Source organism: Campylobacter sp. LR264d, from assembly GCF_008633895.1.
In the GTDB taxonomy this organism is placed as follows: Bacteria; Campylobacterota; Campylobacteria; order Campylobacterales; family Campylobacteraceae; genus Campylobacter_D.
In genome coordinates this window covers 91715-107087 of sequence record NZ_VJNT01000021.1, presented here as the reverse complement: position 1 = coordinate 107087, position 15373 = coordinate 91715, and the positions used below count along the sequence as shown (strand labels likewise).

The 15373-nt window shown below is 30.8% G+C and carries 18 protein-coding genes; 13 read left to right on the top strand and 5 right to left on the bottom strand.

Going from position 1 to position 15373, the window contains the following annotated elements; translation table 11 throughout:
• Genes FMM56_RS05305 through FMM56_RS08720 form a run of 5 tightly spaced genes read left to right on the top strand, consistent with a single transcriptional unit; the run spans position 1 to position 4687 of the window.
• Positions 1-885: an HlyD family secretion protein gene (locus tag FMM56_RS05305; protein WP_150207955.1), complete on the top strand. Its 885-nt coding sequence runs from the start codon at positions 1-3 to the stop codon at positions 883-885.
• Positions 886-1770, top strand: coding sequence for an ABC transporter ATP-binding protein (locus FMM56_RS05300; protein WP_150207953.1), 885 nt, complete (start codon positions 886-888; stop codon positions 1768-1770).
• Positions 1767-2498: an ABC transporter ATP-binding protein gene (locus tag FMM56_RS05295; protein WP_150140611.1), complete on the top strand. Its 732-nt coding sequence runs from the start codon at positions 1767-1769 to the stop codon at positions 2496-2498. Before FMM56_RS05300 ends, FMM56_RS05295 begins: the two co-directional genes overlap by 4 nt.
• Positions 2495-3589, top strand: a complete 1095-nt coding sequence (locus FMM56_RS08725) for an ABC transporter permease (protein WP_223811472.1) — start codon at positions 2495-2497, stop codon at positions 3587-3589. Before FMM56_RS05295 ends, FMM56_RS08725 begins: the two co-directional genes overlap by 4 nt.
• On the top strand, positions 3590-4687 hold the full coding sequence (locus FMM56_RS08720; RefSeq protein ID WP_190319018.1) for an ABC transporter permease: 1098 nt from the start codon (positions 3590-3592) through the stop codon (positions 4685-4687).
• On the opposite strand, the gene FMM56_RS05285 is transcribed toward FMM56_RS08720, so the two are convergent.
• Together FMM56_RS05285 and FMM56_RS05280 are read right to left on the bottom strand one after the other, a co-directional pair.
• Positions 4684-5847, bottom strand: a complete 1164-nt coding sequence (locus FMM56_RS05285) for a tetrahydrodipicolinate N-succinyltransferase N-terminal domain-containing protein (RefSeq protein ID WP_150140615.1) — start codon at positions 5845-5847, stop codon at positions 4684-4686. The genes FMM56_RS08720 and FMM56_RS05285 overlap by 4 nt on opposite strands.
• 13 nt (positions 5848-5860) lie before the next feature.
• Entirely contained in the window at positions 5861-6967 is a 1107-nt protein-coding gene (locus FMM56_RS05280) for an Mrp/NBP35 family ATP-binding protein (RefSeq protein WP_150140616.1), read from the bottom strand.
• 142 nt (positions 6968-7109) lie between these two features.
• On the opposite strand from FMM56_RS05280, the gene FMM56_RS05275 reads away from it, so the two are divergent.
• The 8 genes from FMM56_RS05275 (at position 7110) to zupT (ending at position 13891) form a co-directional block, all read left to right on the top strand.
• Positions 7110-8234, top strand: a complete 1125-nt coding sequence (locus FMM56_RS05275) for a bifunctional 2-C-methyl-D-erythritol 4-phosphate cytidylyltransferase/2-C-methyl-D-erythritol 2,4-cyclodiphosphate synthase (protein ID WP_150140618.1) — start codon at positions 7110-7112, stop codon at positions 8232-8234.
• Positions 8231-9118, top strand: a complete 888-nt coding sequence (locus tag FMM56_RS05270) for a response regulator (RefSeq protein ID WP_150207951.1) — start codon at positions 8231-8233, stop codon at positions 9116-9118. Before FMM56_RS05275 ends, FMM56_RS05270 begins: the two co-directional genes overlap by 4 nt.
• Positions 9096-10253 (top strand): sulfate adenylyltransferase, encoded by a 1158-nt coding sequence (locus FMM56_RS05265; RefSeq protein WP_150206064.1) that lies wholly within the window; start codon positions 9096-9098, stop codon positions 10251-10253. Before FMM56_RS05270 ends, FMM56_RS05265 begins: the two co-directional genes overlap by 23 nt.
• An 8-nt stretch (positions 10254-10261) precedes the next feature.
• Complete coding sequence (locus FMM56_RS05260; protein WP_150140624.1) at positions 10262-10762, top strand: phosphatidylglycerophosphatase A; 501 nt, start codon at positions 10262-10264, stop codon at positions 10760-10762.
• Between the two features lie 63 nt (positions 10763-10825).
• Positions 10826-12076, top strand: a complete 1251-nt coding sequence (locus tag FMM56_RS05255) for an adenylosuccinate synthase (protein WP_150140626.1) — start codon at positions 10826-10828, stop codon at positions 12074-12076.
• Positions 12073-12513 (top strand): flagellar export protein FliJ, encoded by a 441-nt coding sequence (locus FMM56_RS05250; RefSeq protein WP_150140627.1) that lies wholly within the window; start codon positions 12073-12075, stop codon positions 12511-12513. Before FMM56_RS05255 ends, FMM56_RS05250 begins: the two co-directional genes overlap by 4 nt.
• Entirely contained in the window at positions 12497-13021 is a 525-nt protein-coding gene (locus FMM56_RS05245) for a MotE family protein (protein WP_150140629.1), read from the top strand. Before FMM56_RS05250 ends, FMM56_RS05245 begins: the two co-directional genes overlap by 17 nt.
• A complete protein-coding gene (gene zupT / locus FMM56_RS05240) occupies positions 13022-13891 on the top strand; it encodes a zinc transporter ZupT (protein ID WP_150140631.1) in 870 nt (289 codons plus the stop codon).
• Here zupT and FMM56_RS05235 read toward each other — a convergent pair.
• The 3 genes from FMM56_RS05235 to FMM56_RS05225 are packed head-to-tail and all read right to left on the bottom strand — an operon-like array spanning position 13880 to position 15300.
• Positions 13880-14131: a hypothetical protein gene (locus FMM56_RS05235; RefSeq protein WP_190319017.1), complete on the bottom strand. Its 252-nt coding sequence runs from the start codon at positions 14129-14131 to the stop codon at positions 13880-13882. The genes zupT and FMM56_RS05235 overlap by 12 nt on opposite strands.
• A gap of 20 nt (positions 14132-14151) precedes the next feature.
• Entirely contained in the window at positions 14152-15075 is a 924-nt protein-coding gene (locus FMM56_RS05230; protein WP_150180561.1) for a hypothetical protein, read from the bottom strand.
• A gap of 33 nt (positions 15076-15108) precedes the next feature.
• Entirely contained in the window at positions 15109-15300 is a 192-nt protein-coding gene (locus FMM56_RS05225; RefSeq protein WP_150180560.1) for a hypothetical protein, read from the bottom strand.
• Between the last annotated feature and the right edge of the window lie 73 nt (positions 15301-15373).

Genomic DNA, 15373 nt, shown 5'->3' with positions numbered 1-15373 from the left:
ATGAAAAATTTTTTGTTTTCTTTAATAGCTTTATTTTTTATGTCTTGTAGTTTAGATACAGATTTTGATGCAATGGGTATCTTTGAAAGCGATGAGATTTTGGTAAGTTCTGAGATTAGTGGGATAATAGAAAAGTTAAACTTTAAAGAAGGCGATGAGTTAAAAAAGGGCGAGTTGGTAGGAAATATTGACAATACGCAGTTAAGGCTTGAAATAAAACGTTTAGAAAGTGAAATTGTAGTTTTAGAAAATAAAAAATACAATATTGACAAAGAACTAGCCCCCTTAAAAGAACAAATCAAAAAGGCTAATCGCGAAAAATTAAGGCAAAGTAGGCTTGTAAGTGCAAATTCTAGCACTCAAAAATCCCTTGATGATGCGACTAGTGAGTTTGAAATTTTAAGCAAGGACTTAGATGCTAAACTTTCTAGTATGACTCTTTTTAATAATAGCTTAATGGCACAAATTGAAGAAAGTAAAACTCAAATTGAAATTTTGCAAGATAGGATTGAAAAAAGTTTGATAAAAGCACCAATTGATGGGGTTGTACTTGAAAAATACGCTTATGAAGGCGAGCTTAGTAACGCACAAAGGGCTATTTTTAAAATAGCAGATATTAAAATTATACGTTTAAAGGCTTATTTGATTGATACTGATTTAACGAGAATTAAGCTGGGTGATGAGATTAGGGTATTTAGTGATTATGGCAATGAGTATAAAGAATATAAGGGCGTTATTACTTGGATATCATCTAAGGCTGAGTTTACGCCAAAGACTATTATGAGTAAGGATGAGAGAAAGAATTTAGTTTATGCTATAAAGGTTGATGTGCAAAATGATGGCTTTTTAAAAATCGGTTCTTATGGTGAGATAAAGCTTAAATAAATGTTTAGCTTAAAAGTAGAAAATATAAGTAAAAATTTTGGCAAGATTAAGGCCCTTGACAATGTTAGCTTAAATGCCCCTTTAAATTCTATTTTTGGCATTATAGGACCTGATGGGGCAGGTAAGAGTACGCTCTTTCGTATATCTACTACACTTTTATTAAGTGACAGTGGAAAATGCTTTGTAAATGGCTTAGATAGTAAAAAAGATTTTATGCAAATTCGACAAATTGTAGGTTATATGCCAGGAAATTTTAGCTTGTATATGGATTTAAGCGTTGAAGAAAATTTAAATTTTTTCGCAGGGGTTTATGGCATTGATATAAAGGAAAATTATAATCTTATTAAAGTAATTTATGAACAATTAAGACCCTTTAAAAATCGTCGCGCCAAAGCACTTTCTGGAGGAATGAAACAAAAATTAGCCCTATGTTGTACCCTCATTCATAAGCCTAAAATTTTATTTTTAGACGAACCAACCACAGGCGTTGATGCAGTTAGTAGAAAGGAATTTTGGGAAATTTTACAAGAACTTAAAAAGCATATGAGTATAATAGTTTGCACACCTTACATGGATGAAGCCAGTATATGTGATGAAATAGCCTTAATGCATGAAGGCCAAGTTTTAAGTACAAATTCCCCTAGCAAACTTTGCAAACAATATCCAAGAAAACTTTTTAAGCTTTCAAATGTGCCTGTTAATACTTTAAGTGAGTTAAGAGTTTTGCCTTATGTGCAAAGTTGTTATTTATTTGCAAATAGTTTTCACATAAGTTTTAAGGATGAAAATTTTAATATTAATGAGTTTTTAAAAAAATATAAAGGTGCCCTTTTAGAGCCTATAAATGCAAATGTTGAAGATTGTTTTATGGAATTTTTAAGATGAGTGAAAATATCATAGAGATTAAAAATTTATATAAAATTTTTGGAAATTTTTATGCTGTAAATGATATTAGCTTTAATGTAAAAAAGGGTGAAATTTTTGGTTTTTTAGGGGCTAATGGGGCAGGTAAAACAACGGCTATTAAAATTTTATGTGGCCTTTCTTATCCAAGTAAGGGCGAGGGAATGGTGGCTGGTTTTGACATAAGAAAGGAAAATGAAAAAATCAAGCAAAATATAGGATACATGAGTCAAAAATTCTCACTTTATGAGGATTTAAAGGTATGGGAAAATATATATTTATTTGGTAGAATTTATGGGCTTAGTAAAAAGGAGATTAAGTTAAGAACTGAACTTTTATTAAAACGTTTAAACTTTGAAGACAAGCAAGATGCCTTAGTTTCAAGCTTACCTCTTGGTTGGAGACAAAAACTTGCCTTTTGTATAGCAAATTTTCATTCTCCAAAGGTGATTTTTTTGGACGAACCAACTGGTGGGGTTGACCCCATTACAAGAAGGCAGTTTTGGGAGTTAATCCATGAAAGTGCTCAAATGGGAACTAGCGTTTTTATAACTACTCATTATATGGACGAGGCTGAGTATTGCGATAGGGTGAGTATAATGGTTGATGGCAAGATTGTAGTTTTGGGCACTCCACAAGAATTAAAAACTAAATTTAATGTATTAAGCATGGATGAGGTTTTTTACATAGTGGCTACTAAAAAAAGATGAATATACAAGCATTTAAGGCCTTTGTAAAAAAGGAATTTTTTCATATTTTTAGAGATACTAGGACCATGATGATAGTATTTTTAATGCCTATTGTGCAAATTTTAATCTTTGGCTTTGCTTTAAGTGCTGAGGTTAATAATATAAATTATGCTGTATTTAACCCTGATAAAAATATCTTTACTCAAAAAATTTTAGAACATTTTTCTAAAAATATTTATTTTGATTTTAAAAAAGAACTTTTTAATAAAGATGAAATTCAAAGGGTTTTTAATGATAATAATATAGACTTAGCCCTTATCTTTGAAAATGATTTTTCAAAGGGGGCAAATATACAATTTTTGCTTGATGCAAGTGACCCAAATTATGCAAGTATAGTAAATTTATATGCAAGTAGTGTTTTGCAAAATGCTATTTTGAGTGAGTTAAAAATTAATAATGATAGTGTTATAAATATCCATTCTACTATGCTTTTTAACCCAAGTTTAAAAAGTGCTTATAATTTTGTCCCTGGTTTATTAGGGCTTGTGTTAATGTTAATTTGTGCTATGATGACTTCTATATCAATAGTGCGTGAAAAAGAACAAGGCAGCATGGAAATTTTGCTTGTTTCTCCTGTAAAGCCTATTATTATGATAATGGCTAAAATTTTGCCTTATTTTGTTATATCTTGCATTAGTTTAGGCATTGTTTTATTAATAACTATCTTTGTTTTAGAGGTAAAAATTAGCGGGAATATATTTTTTGTAATTTTTTATTGTATGCTTTTTATAAGCCTTGCTTTAAGCATAGGTTTATTGGTTTCTACCCTTGCTAAAACTCAAGTTGTAGCTATGCTTGTTTGTGCTTTAATGTTTATGTTGCCCGTGGTACTTCTTTCTGGCATGATTTTTCCTGTTGAAAGTATGCCCTTAATCTTGCAATATATCTCTTATGTAGTACCTCCTAGGTGGTTTGTAGCAGGGATTAAAAAAATTATGCTTGAAGGGCTTGGATTTGAATTTGTCTTAAATGAGCTTTTAGTTTTAAGCTTTATGTTAATTTTAGTGCTTTTCATAAGCATTAAAAATTTTAATATAAGATTGGAAAAATAAATGCTTTTTTTGATTGAAAAGGAATTTAAGCAATTTTTTAGAAATAAATTTTTTCCAAAAATGATTTTTGTCTTCCCTTTAATGATAATCTTAGTTATGCCTTGGGCAGCTACCTTGGAGGTAAAAAATATCTATCTAGGCGTTTTAGATAATGACAAATCAATGCTTTCAAAGGATTTAATAACAAAGATTAAAGCAAGTGATTATTTTATTTTAAGCAAACATTTACAAGATAAAGAAGAGGCAAATAGGTGCATATACGAAAATAAATGCGATATTATATTAGAATTTCCCTTAAATTTTGAAAAGGACTTTTTAAAGGCAAAAAATGCAAATTTAGCTCTTTATGCAAATGCTATAAACAGCACTAAGGGTTCTTTAGGTAATGGGTATTTAAATAATATTATTTTAGAATTTAGCAATGAAAAGGCATCGCAGGGGCAAAAAGTAACAATCAATAATACTCAAATTTTAAGCACTTATCGATTTAATGCAAATTTAGATTATAAACAATACATGATTCCAGCCCTAATGGTAATGGTTTTAACGCTAATTTGTGGCTTTTTACCAGCCTTTAATATAGTACTAGAAAAAGAAAAGGGCAATATAGAACAAATCAATGTAACACCCATTTCTAAATTTCAATTTATACTATCAAAACTTATACCTTATTGGATAATAGGGCTTTTAGTAGTTAGCCTTTGTTTTATTTTAGCCTTTTTAGTTTATGGATTGTTACCAAAGGGAAGTTTTTTGTTAATTTATCTCTTTGTTTTTGTGTATATACTTGTAATAACAGGCTTTGGCTTGGTTATTTCAAATTACTCAAACACCTTGCAACAAGCCATGTTTGTGACCTATTTTTTTATACTTATTTTAATATTACTTAGTGGTCTTATGACATCTATTAAATCAATGCCACTATGGGCTCAAAATATTACCTTTCTTAATCCACTTCGCTATTTTATAGAAGCCTTGCGTTTAATTTATTTAAAGGGAAGCGGGATAAGTAATTTATGGCCAAATTTACTTATCTTACTTGCTTTTGCCTTTATTTTTTGCCTTTGGGCTATTTTAGGGTATAAAAAAAGAAATTAATGCAAAGTGCTATTTAAAACAACAACCTTTTTATTTGCACTTACTATCATAGCCCCACTTATTGAATCTTGGCGAAAATGTAGCCCATTTAAGCCCTTTAACTCAATACCCTTATAAATTTCTTTACTAAAATCAAAATTTGTATTTATCTTTTTAAGCTTTTCTTTATCTTTTAATAAGAATTTAGTACCTTCTAAAACGGCTATTCCTGCATCAACTATGCAATTATCCCCTAATGGAATTCCAGTAACTGAATTTGCCCCAAGTAAACAAGCCTTACCCACGCTTATAGCATTGCCACTTGTCCCACTTAATACGCCTAAAATGGATGCCCCTCCTCCTATATCACTTCCTTCTCCTACTATGGCTGATGAACTTATCCTACCTTCTACCATGCAAGCACCGGTTGTTCCAGCGTTGAAATTTATATAAGAAGCACCCGGCATTATAGTAGTACCAGCTGCTAAACTAGCACCCATTCTAACCTTAGCAGTATCTAAAATTCTAGTATTATCATCAGGTATAATATGGGCTAAGAAACGAGGGAATTTATCTACAAAATCAATCTTAGGATACTCACCTTTCATTTTTAAACTAAGTTCATTTTCTCTTAAATAATCAAGTTCTATAGGCTTATCATTACTCCACGCAACATTGCTTAAAAGCCCAAATGCCCCGTCTAAATTCACACTTCTTAAAGGCATTTTTTTATGAGAAAGTAAGTAAAGCTTTAAATAAACTGCTTCAACGCTTAACGGGGCTTCGTTTTCAAATAAACACACAAAGACAAAGCTTTCATTTTTAAAATTTTCTTTAATAATCTTTAATAAATCTATATTTTTATGTCCTTCTTCTTCTATAAAAGGGGCAAAACACTCAAGGGCAAAATTTATATCTTGGATTGTTAAATTTTGAGTAAATTCGCTTAGATTAAAGTCTATGTTTATTCCTCTTTGCATGAAAGATTCAAGCAAGATTGCAGCTGAGCCATAATTTTGTTCGTAATTTATCAAGGCAAAATTAGCTTGTAAAATTTTATCCTTATTAATTTGTCCTCTATCAACTCTTGCTATACCAAAGGCTTTAGGTTTTTTATAATTTGTTTTTTGTTCTATTTGTTTTACAAAAAGTATAAAATTTTCTTTTGATTGTATTTGCATTTTAATCTCCTTTTTAATGCGAACAGGCACTCTTGCCATTTGTGATAGGCTGAATTTGTGAATTATCAGCCAGACCTTCTTTATTAACCTTTTCTATAAATTCCCAAAGTTTTTCAGCAGCCTCTAAGTATCTTTTTGCACTCACACTCTCACTTTCATAAAAACTTATAGGCTTACCATTATCTCCACCTTCTCTAATATTCATTTCAATAGGAATTTGTGCCAAGCACTCACAGTTATATTCCTTAGCTAAATTCAAAGCTGCCCCTTTTCCAAAAATTTCATATTCTTTATTATTATCAGGGCAGATAAAGCCACTCATATTTTCTATTATACCAGCTACTGGGATATGTAATTTTTCAAACATATCTAGCGAGCGTTTGCTATCATCTATTGAAACAAGTTGAGGGGTACTAACGCAAATTCCTGTTGTAATAGGTATGCTTTGTGCTGCCGTAAGTTGTGCATCTCCTGTGCCTGGTGGCATATCTAAAAATAATACATCTAAATCATCCCATAGCACGTCGCTTAAAAGTTGTTCAACAGCCTTCATTATCATGGCCCCTCGCCAGATAAGTCCTTGACCATCTTCCATAAAAACGCCCATACTCATCATATAAATTCCATGGCTAAGTACAGGCTTTATTTTTTCCCCTACTACTTCTATGTCATCTTTACTAACTCCAAGCATTCTAGGGATATTTGGTCCATAAATATCCATATCTAAAAGTCCAACTTTTTTACCAATCTTTGCCATAGAAATAGCCAAATTTACAGCAGTGGTACTTTTTCCAACTCCACCCTTTCCACTTGAAATCATAATGAAATTTTTAATTTGTGGGGCTATATTTTTTTTAGTCCTTGAATTGCTTTTTTCATCTGGAATTTTAGGTGTTTTAATGTTTAAATTTATATCCTTTAAATCTAGGTCCTTTAAGGTTCTTAAAATATTTTCTTTAAGTTCTTTTGCAAGATTTGGGTTTGAGGATGGAATTTCTAAGTTTATAAAAGCGATTTTTTCTTTAACCTCTATATTTTTTACAAAATCAAAGCTTATAATATCCTTTTCAAAACCAGGATATTTAACGCCTTGAAGTCTTTGTTTGATTTTATCTACCATAATTTATCCTTGAAATTTTTTGCGATTATAACCAAAAAAATTTAAATCCATTTAAAATAAAAGAGTGTAAATTTATTAAATTTAAGTTAAATATATCGTGTAATATGGTAACATTGCATAAAAAAGAAATTGAAGGTAAAATATGTTAGATATTAGCTTGATAATGCTTGCTGCTGGTAATTCTTCGCGTTTTAATCTTGGTGTAAAAAAGCAATTTATTCGGCTAGGCGGTCTTCCATTATGGCTATATGCTACTAAAAATTTGAGTTCTTTTTATCCATTTAAAAAGATAATTGTTACTTCTAGTAATACTTCTCATATGCAAAAATTTATACATCATAACGAAAAATATGAATTTGTTAAGGGTGGTGATACTAGAATGCAATCTTTAAAAAATGCCCTTGATTTAGTGACAAGTGAATTTGTAATGGTTAGTGATGTTGCTAGGGTACTAGTAAGCAAGGAATTATTTGAAAATTTGATTGAAAATATAAATAATGCTGATTGTATAACACCTGCCTTAAAGGTTGCTGATACCACGCTTTTAGAAGATGAAGTAGTTGCTCGTGAAAAGATTAAACTCATTCAAACTCCACAACTTTCACGCGTATCCTTATTAAAAAAGGCACTAGCTCAAAATATCGAATTTAGCGATGATAGTACGGCAATTGCAAGTGTGGGTGGTAAAATTTGGTTTATAAAGGGCGAGGAAAAAACGCATAAAATTACCTTTGATGAGGATTTAAAAAAGCTTGATTTACCACCACCTAGTAGTGAAATTTTTACAGGCAATGGTTTTGATGTGCATGAATTTGGCGAAAAAAGGTCCTTGATTTTAGGTGGGGTTAAGGTGCATGAAAGCATGGGTTTAAAGGCACATAGTGATGGAGACGTACTAGCCCATTCTTTAACCGATTCTTTATTAGGGGCTGCTAGTCTTGGCGATATAGGAGAACACTTCCCAGATACTGATAAGGCCTATAAAAATGCTGATTCTATGAAGCTTTTAAAAAAGGCCTATGATTTAGTGAAAGAATATGGCTTTGAACTTGTGAATGCTGATATTACTATTATAGCTCAAACTCCTAGATTAAAGGATTTTAAGGATAAAATCGCCTGTAATATAGCTAGCGTATTAAATGTTGAAAATTTTAGAATCAATATAAAGGCTACTACTACTGAAAAACTTGGTTTTATAGGTAGAAAAGAAGGCATTGGGGTGCTTAGTAGCGTGAATTTAAAATATTTTGATTGGATGAAAATATGAAAGTTTTGATTGTAGAAAATGAAATTTATTTAGCACAAAGCATTAGCATGAAACTTGCTGATATGGGTTATGAATGCGATATAGTAGGTTCATTTAATGAGCTTAACACGGATAAATATTATGATATAGTCTTGCTTTCTGCAAGCACTAGTAATTTTTTAAAGGTGGTTGAAAAATTTAAAAACTCAATAGTAATCTTGCTTATTTCTTACATTAGCACAGACACGGTTTCAAATCCTTTAAATATAGGGGCAAGCGATTACATACAAAAGCCTTTTATGATAGAAGAATTAGTTAGAAAAATCAAGCATTATCAACATTTTAAAAAAATTTCTAGTCTAAATAATGCGTATAAAAACTATATAAAATCTCGCTTAGAAACGATTCAAATCCCTGAATTTAATTACAAAAAAATCAAACTTCCCTTAATTATAAAAGCAGATAAGCAAATTCTAGCTGATACCTTTGTCTTTAATTATATAAATGAGTGTGATATTAGCTTTTCTTACATAAATCTTTCTACAAATAATGCAGTTGATAAGGCCTTAAAACAATTAGAAGATAATAAATTATTATTTTTAAGCAATTTTCAAGTATTAAATGCAAATGAAAAGGAAAAGCTTCTAAGTTATATTAAAGATAAAAATGTTATTTTGCATACAAATTCTAATATACAAGATTCTCAGATAAATGTTTTAAATTTTAGCACTAATGAAAAAAATATGGATAATAACGAAATTTTAACTATTGATGAATATGTAAAATATATCATCTTAACTTATCAAAATGTCTTCCCTGATACTGATTTATCAAAGAAGTTAGGCATTTCTCGCAAGTCCTTATGGGAAAAAAGGAAAAAATATGGATTTAGCAAAAAAAGATAGTATTTATATAGATAAAAGAGAATTTGGCATACTTTCCTTAATAAAAGAAGGTTTGCTTGGTAGTTGTACGCATTTAATGAATGAAAAAGAAAGCGAAAATGTGCTTAAAACGGGCAAATTTAATAATGAAAGTTTTCCTTATCCACTAAGCTTTGCCCCAAGGATAAAAAATGAAAATTTAAAAAATGTAAAGTCCGGTCAAAGGCTTAATTTATGTCTTGATAATGAGATTGTAGGGTTCATTGATATAGAAAGTAAATTTAAAAATGATAAAGATAGACCTAGTATTTTTAATCCTAATACTTGCATTTTAGATGATATTAGCGAGTTTTGTTTAAGTGGGGAATTTGAAATTTATAATTCAGATATTAAAAAATCTAAAAATGAATTTATTGAGCTTAAAAAAAGTCACAATGCAAGAAGAATTACTGCTATTGTTTCTAGTTTTGACCCCTTGCATAGAGCACATGAGCGAATTTTTAGGTGGACCATTGATAAGGCTGATTTTGTAGTTGTTTTTTTGATTGAATCTTATGAGGATAATGGCTTTAATTTTGAATTAAAAGAACAATATTTAAGAATTTTTGCACAAAAATATCTGCCAATGGATAGAATTTTTATCTTTCCTTTAAAGGATATTGATATCTTTCATGCACATTTAAATCCGGGGCTTGAGAGCATTTTAGCTAAGGGTTTGGGTTGTACTAAGCTTGTAGTTGGGCAAAATCATAGTGGTCTTGGAATGCATTATTCTCACAATCAACCTTGCACGATTTTAGACCAATTTTCAAGGGATTATAATATAGAAATCATCATTTTACCCGAATTTGTCTTTTGTGATAAATGTAAAATGATAGTTAGTACCCATTCTTGCCCACATGGCACGCATCACCATTTGCATTATAATAGCCATTCTTTAAAAGAACTTTTAAGGGCTGGTATAATACCTCCTGTTGTCTTTGTTAGAAAAGAAATTTCAGCCCTAATTTTAGCTAAGCTTTTTCCTCATCGTTTTAAAAATATGCAAACAATTTATAATAGTTTATTTTCTACAAATGGAATTTTAGAATACAAAAAAGATGAGGAATTTTATGAAAAGCTTTTAGAATTACACCAAACTTCTTATATGGCTTAGGAAAGATTATGCAAAGATTATTTTTAACCTTTTTTTATTCTGGGGCTATTAATTTTGCCCCGGGTACCTTTGGGACAATTGTAGCCTTAATACCTGCTTTTTTTATTTTAAAATATTTAGGAATTCAAACCTTATTTTTACTTTCTATTCTTATCTTTGTTGTTTCTATTAAAATCATAGATGATTATGAAAAAAAAACAAAAAAGCACGATGATAAGCATATAGTAATTGATGAGGTAGCCGGAGTTTTCTTAGCTTGTAGCATAGCAGCAAGTACTAGTAATTCTATATTAAATTTTATTCTAGCCTTTGTATTTTTTCGCCTTTTTGATATTACTAAGCCCTCAATCATAGGCAGGGTTGACAAAGGTGTAAAAGGTGGGCTTGGCGTTATGTTAGATGATATGTTAGCAGGTTTATTTGCCGGGCTTTTAACGGCTGTAATTTATGGATTTTTGCTTAAATTTGACTTGCTTTTATGGGATTTAAATTTAAAAGATATTTTTTAAATTTGGATAAATTTGCTTATTTTAGGTTATAATATTTGCATTGTTTAAAAAAGGATAGGGAATATGTCTAAGGTAGATATTGTTGTAGGAATTCAATGGGGCGATGAAGGAAAGGGAAAAATCGTCGATAAATTATGCGCAAATTATGATTTTGTTTGTCGTAGTGCTGGTGGGCACAATGCTGGGCATACTATTTGGGTTAATGGCGTTCGCTATGCCTTGCACTTAATACCTAGTGGAATCTTACATACTCGTTGTATAAATGTTATAGGAAATGGTGTTGTTGTAAGTCCTGAAGCACTTATTGCAGAAATAGCTCAATTTGAAAATTTACAAGGAAGACTTTATATAAGCGATAGGGCACATTTAAATTTAAAACACCACGCCTTAATAGACATAGCACAAGAAAAGCTTAAAGGAAAAACTGCTATAGGTACCACTGGAAAAGGCATAGGACCAAGTTATGCTGATAAGATTAATCGTAGTGGTTGTAGGGTTGGAGAGCTTTTAAATCCTGAAAAATTATGTGAAAAATTAATGGATTATTTTAATACCTATCAAATTTATTTTAATAGTTTAGGTATTGAATTACCCGATGAAAAAAGCTTACTTGAAGAATTAAAAAATTATTCTTTGATTTTAAGTCCTTATATAACAGATACTACTCGTTTATTGTGGAGAGCAATTGATGAGAATAGGCGAATTTTACTTGAAGGGGCACAAGGTTCTATGCTTGATATTGACCATGGGACCTATCCTTTTGTAACTAGTTCAAGTACTATTAGTGCAGGAGGACTTACCGGACTTGGTTTAAATCCTAAGGATGCTGGTTCTATAATAGGCGTGGTAAAGGCTTATACAACTCGCGTTGGAAATGGGGCTTTTCCTAGTGAAGACCTTACAGAAGATGGAGAAAAAATCGCACAAATAGGTAAAGAAATAGGGGTTAGTACTGGTCGTAAAAGAAGGTGTGGGTGGTTTGATGCAGTAGCAGTAAAATACACTGCTAGGTTAAATGGGCTTGATAGCTTATCTTTAATGAAGCTTGATGTGCTTGATGGTTTTAAAAATGTTAAACTTTGTTATGCTTATAAATATAAGGGGCAAATTATTGATTATATGCCCAGTGATTTAGAAAATGTTGAACCAGTTTATGAAGAATTTGAGGGCTGGGATAAGGTTTTTGGTATTAGAGATTATGATTTATTGCCTCAAAATGCTAAAAAATATCTAGAAAGAATTCAAGAATTAGTCGGTGTTAAGATAGAATTTATATCCACAAGTTGGGAAAGAGAAGATACTATAGTATTATGAAAACAAATAAATATAGCGTGATTGTAAAGGTAAGAAAACAGCAACTTGATGATGCTGAAAATAATCTAAATGTAGCCAAACAAAGACAATTACAACACCAAAGGCTTTATGAGCTTTGTTATGCTGAATTTTTAATGGCAAATTCCTTGCCAACTCAAGGAAGTATTAGTGAATTAAAATCTAGTGTAGAATTATCTCACATAGGGCAAGATACTTTAAATAGGGCAAAAGAAAAGGTTGAACTTAGTAAAAAAGAAATGGCACATTATCAATTTTTATATAAAAAAGCCTATATGGATTATGAAAAAATCAAGGCCCTTGAAGGCGAGGAGCTTAAAAAAATTCAAAAACAAATGTTAAAAGATGAGCAAAAATTTCTAGATGAAATCGCTATAACACGTTTTTTTACAAAGGATAAAGATGTTAAAGAAAGCTAGTTTATGTGCTATTTTGCTTTGTTTGAGTGTAGCACAAGAAGGCGTTGATTGTGCTAAATATTTTGAGGCAAGAAAAGAACAAATAGAACTTCAAACAAGGGAATTTGACGAGGCTAGGCAGTCCTTAGAAGCTTATAAGGCTTCTTTTGAAATTTTACATAATCAAAAATTACAAGCCTTAATTGAAAAAGAAAGCGAGGTAAATGCTACATTAAAAAGGATTGAAAATTTAAAAAAAGAAAACGAGGCCTTGTTAGCTCAAACCAAAAAACTTCAAGATTCTATAAATGAAAAAACAGATGGCAGGATAAAAGAAATTTACTCACAAATGAAAGATAGTGCCGTGGCAAATGTATTATCTACAATGGATACGGACGAGGCCAGTAAAATAATGCTTTCACTAGAAACTAGAAAGGTTTCAGGCATACTTTCAAAAATGGAGCCTCAAAAGGCTAGCGAACTTACTTTATTGCTAAAAAATTTAGATAGCAATGCTACAAGGGAATAAGTGAATTTTAGCCTAGAACAAATCATCATAGCTATGATTTTAACCCTTTTTGCAGGTTTTTCTACCTCAATAGGTGCGATTTTAGCCTTTTTTTCAAAAAAAGATGATTTAAGAATTTTATCTCTTGGGCTTGGTTGTTCAGCAGGGGTTATGATATATATAGCCTTTATGGAGATGTTGCCAAGTGCGTTGAAAGATTTTTCTACTTATTTTAATTCTCAATGGGGCGAGCTTTTAGCCTTGCTCTGCTTTTTTGGTGGAATTTTATTTGCCTTAATTATTGATAAATTAATACCAGAAGATGTTAACCCTCACATTCCAAAGGATGATTTTAGCGAACTTAAAATTTGTCCCTTGCCTAAAAATCCTAAAAAAACGCCTAAATATCACCCAGGAATCAAGCCAATAAATGTCCATACCCTAAAAAGAACGGGAATTTTTACAGCCCTAGCCATTGCTATACATAATTTTCCAGAAGGCTTTGCTACCTTTATGTCAAGCCTTGAAAATTTAACCCTTGGCGTTGCCATTGCAATAGCCGTTGCTATACATAATATACCCGAAGGACTTGCCGTTTCTTTGCCTATTTATCATGCTACAAATGATAAAAAAAAGGCCTTTGTTTATTCTGTGCTTTCAGGCTTTGCTGAGCCTTTAGGTGCTCTTGTTGGGGCTTTGATTTTACTACCCTTTATAAACGAACTAACTTTGGCTATTTGCTTTGCCTTTGTAGCTGGGATTATGGTTTTTATATCATTAGATGAACTTTTACCAGCAGCAAAGACTTATGATAGGGCACACGATAGCCTTTATGGCTTGTTAATGGGCATGGCTATAATGGCCCTATCCTTAGTCCTATTAGCGACCTAATTCCTTTTTAAGCTTTCTATACTCAAAATAAAATTTAATAAAGCCACCCTTATACCAGTTTTTATAAGCCTTACACCAAGCAAGTCCAAGTTTATAGGAAAAATAATTTTGTATCTTTAAGGCTTCTTTGTAATCACAATACTGGTTTAATGGCTTTAAATTTGGCTTTGAATCTTTTAAATTTTCTTTGTGAAATTTGTTTATAAAATATAATTCTATGGGTAGTATCATATAACCCATTAAGGATTTTGAGTTGTTAGCTAAGCTTTTGCCATCTTATAAGCAAGATGATTTTTAACCCTAGTTGTAGCTAAAATTTCTTTGTTTAAAGTATCGATTTTTATGTTTAAAGGCCTTGTAAATCGTGGTACTATTCTTTGTTCGTACTCGTTTATTAAATCAGAATATGCCTTAATATCAGGCAAGATATGATTAAAATTATATTTTTCATCTATTAAAATATTATAATCATTTAACTTTTCAAAATCAATTTCAGGGGCTTTCTTTTCATCTTTTACCAGCAAAAAGACTACTATATCACAAACACTCAGCCTTTTTGAGTTTTTATCCCAGCTATGACAATTATGAGCATACTCGCTAAATTCATCACTCTCATTTAAACTCACAAAGTTTTCATCATCTATAATAAATTCATTGCAAACATTGATAAAGGCGTTATTAAATTTAAATTCTTTGCTAAAATTTTTTGTTTTATTTTTAAATAATATACTAGAAAAGCACTTTGTAGGATTTATTTTTGGTTCAAATTCTTCTTGCCACTTCGTTGCATCATTCCAAGTACGAATGCCTATAAGTTTATAGCCCTTGTATTTTTCATTAAATTTTAATAGGGTATTTTTATCTATCCTAAAGGTTATCTCATTAAAGATAGAATTACTTTTATGAAGTTCTTCTAAACTCCCTTTTATTAAGTTCATTTCATTTGGCTTAACTATGATAAATTTAGAATTTTTTAAATTTTCTTTTAAGGGCTTTGGTGCGTAAAAATTATCTATATTTAAGGCTACTTGCTTTCCAATATTTCTTGAAATAGTGTTAAAGTGGTGCCAAGTATCTAGCATATTACACAATTTGCTTAAATCAAATTTTTGATAATACCTTTGCAGATCAAGCACATTAAAGCCAAATTTCAAGGCATAAAATCTATGTAAATTTGCTATCACATTCGCATTTTTATATTTGTCACAAGGATAGATTTAAACAACAACCTTTTGTTGCGTAAGATACAAGCTTTCATAAAGCCAGTACAAATAACTGTTTATCTTTTCTAAGGATAATTGTTCGTAAAGGTTGATATGATGAGATATATCATTTATGTTACTAGCAACTATTATAAGTTTTGTATTTTTGATATTTTCTTTATTTTTTATGAGTTTGTATAAAGCCATTGCTCCTTCAAGGCTTTCGTTTATACACTCAACCCCTCCCCGTTAGTTCACCTTGAAAGCCGTCAAAAAAGCT

Coding starts and splice junctions, on each gene's coding strand:
- FMM56_RS05305 (WP_150207955.1), top strand. CDS start 1: ATGAAAAATTTTTTGTTTTCTTTAATAGCTTTATTTTTTATGTCTTGT.
- FMM56_RS05300 (WP_150207953.1), top strand. CDS start 886: ATGTTTAGCTTAAAAGTAGAAAATATAAGTAAAAATTTTGGCAAGATT.
- FMM56_RS05295 (WP_150140611.1), top strand. CDS start 1,767: ATGAGTGAAAATATCATAGAGATTAAAAATTTATATAAAATTTTTGGA.
- FMM56_RS08725 (WP_223811472.1), top strand. CDS start 2,495: ATGAATATACAAGCATTTAAGGCCTTTGTAAAAAAGGAATTTTTTCAT.
- FMM56_RS08720 (WP_190319018.1), top strand. CDS start 3,590: ATGCTTTTTTTGATTGAAAAGGAATTTAAGCAATTTTTTAGAAATAAA.
- FMM56_RS05285 (WP_150140615.1), bottom strand. CDS start 5,847: ATGCAAATACAATCAAAAGAAAATTTTATACTTTTTGTAAAACAAATA.
- FMM56_RS05280 (WP_150140616.1), bottom strand. CDS start 6,967: ATGGTAGATAAAATCAAACAAAGACTTCAAGGCGTTAAATATCCTGGT.
- FMM56_RS05275 (WP_150140618.1), top strand. CDS start 7,110: ATGTTAGATATTAGCTTGATAATGCTTGCTGCTGGTAATTCTTCGCGT.
- FMM56_RS05270 (WP_150207951.1), top strand. CDS start 8,231: ATGAAAGTTTTGATTGTAGAAAATGAAATTTATTTAGCACAAAGCATT.
- FMM56_RS05265 (WP_150206064.1), top strand. CDS start 9,096: ATGGATTTAGCAAAAAAAGATAGTATTTATATAGATAAAAGAGAATTT.
- FMM56_RS05260 (WP_150140624.1), top strand. CDS start 10,262: ATGCAAAGATTATTTTTAACCTTTTTTTATTCTGGGGCTATTAATTTT.
- FMM56_RS05255 (WP_150140626.1), top strand. CDS start 10,826: ATGTCTAAGGTAGATATTGTTGTAGGAATTCAATGGGGCGATGAAGGA.
- FMM56_RS05250 (WP_150140627.1), top strand. CDS start 12,073: ATGAAAACAAATAAATATAGCGTGATTGTAAAGGTAAGAAAACAGCAA.
- FMM56_RS05245 (WP_150140629.1), top strand. CDS start 12,497: ATGTTAAAGAAAGCTAGTTTATGTGCTATTTTGCTTTGTTTGAGTGTA.
- FMM56_RS05235 (WP_190319017.1), bottom strand. CDS start 14,131: ATGGGTTATATGATACTACCCATAGAATTATATTTTATAAACAAATTT.
- FMM56_RS05225 (WP_150180560.1), bottom strand. CDS start 15,300: ATGGCTTTATACAAACTCATAAAAAATAAAGAAAATATCAAAAATACA.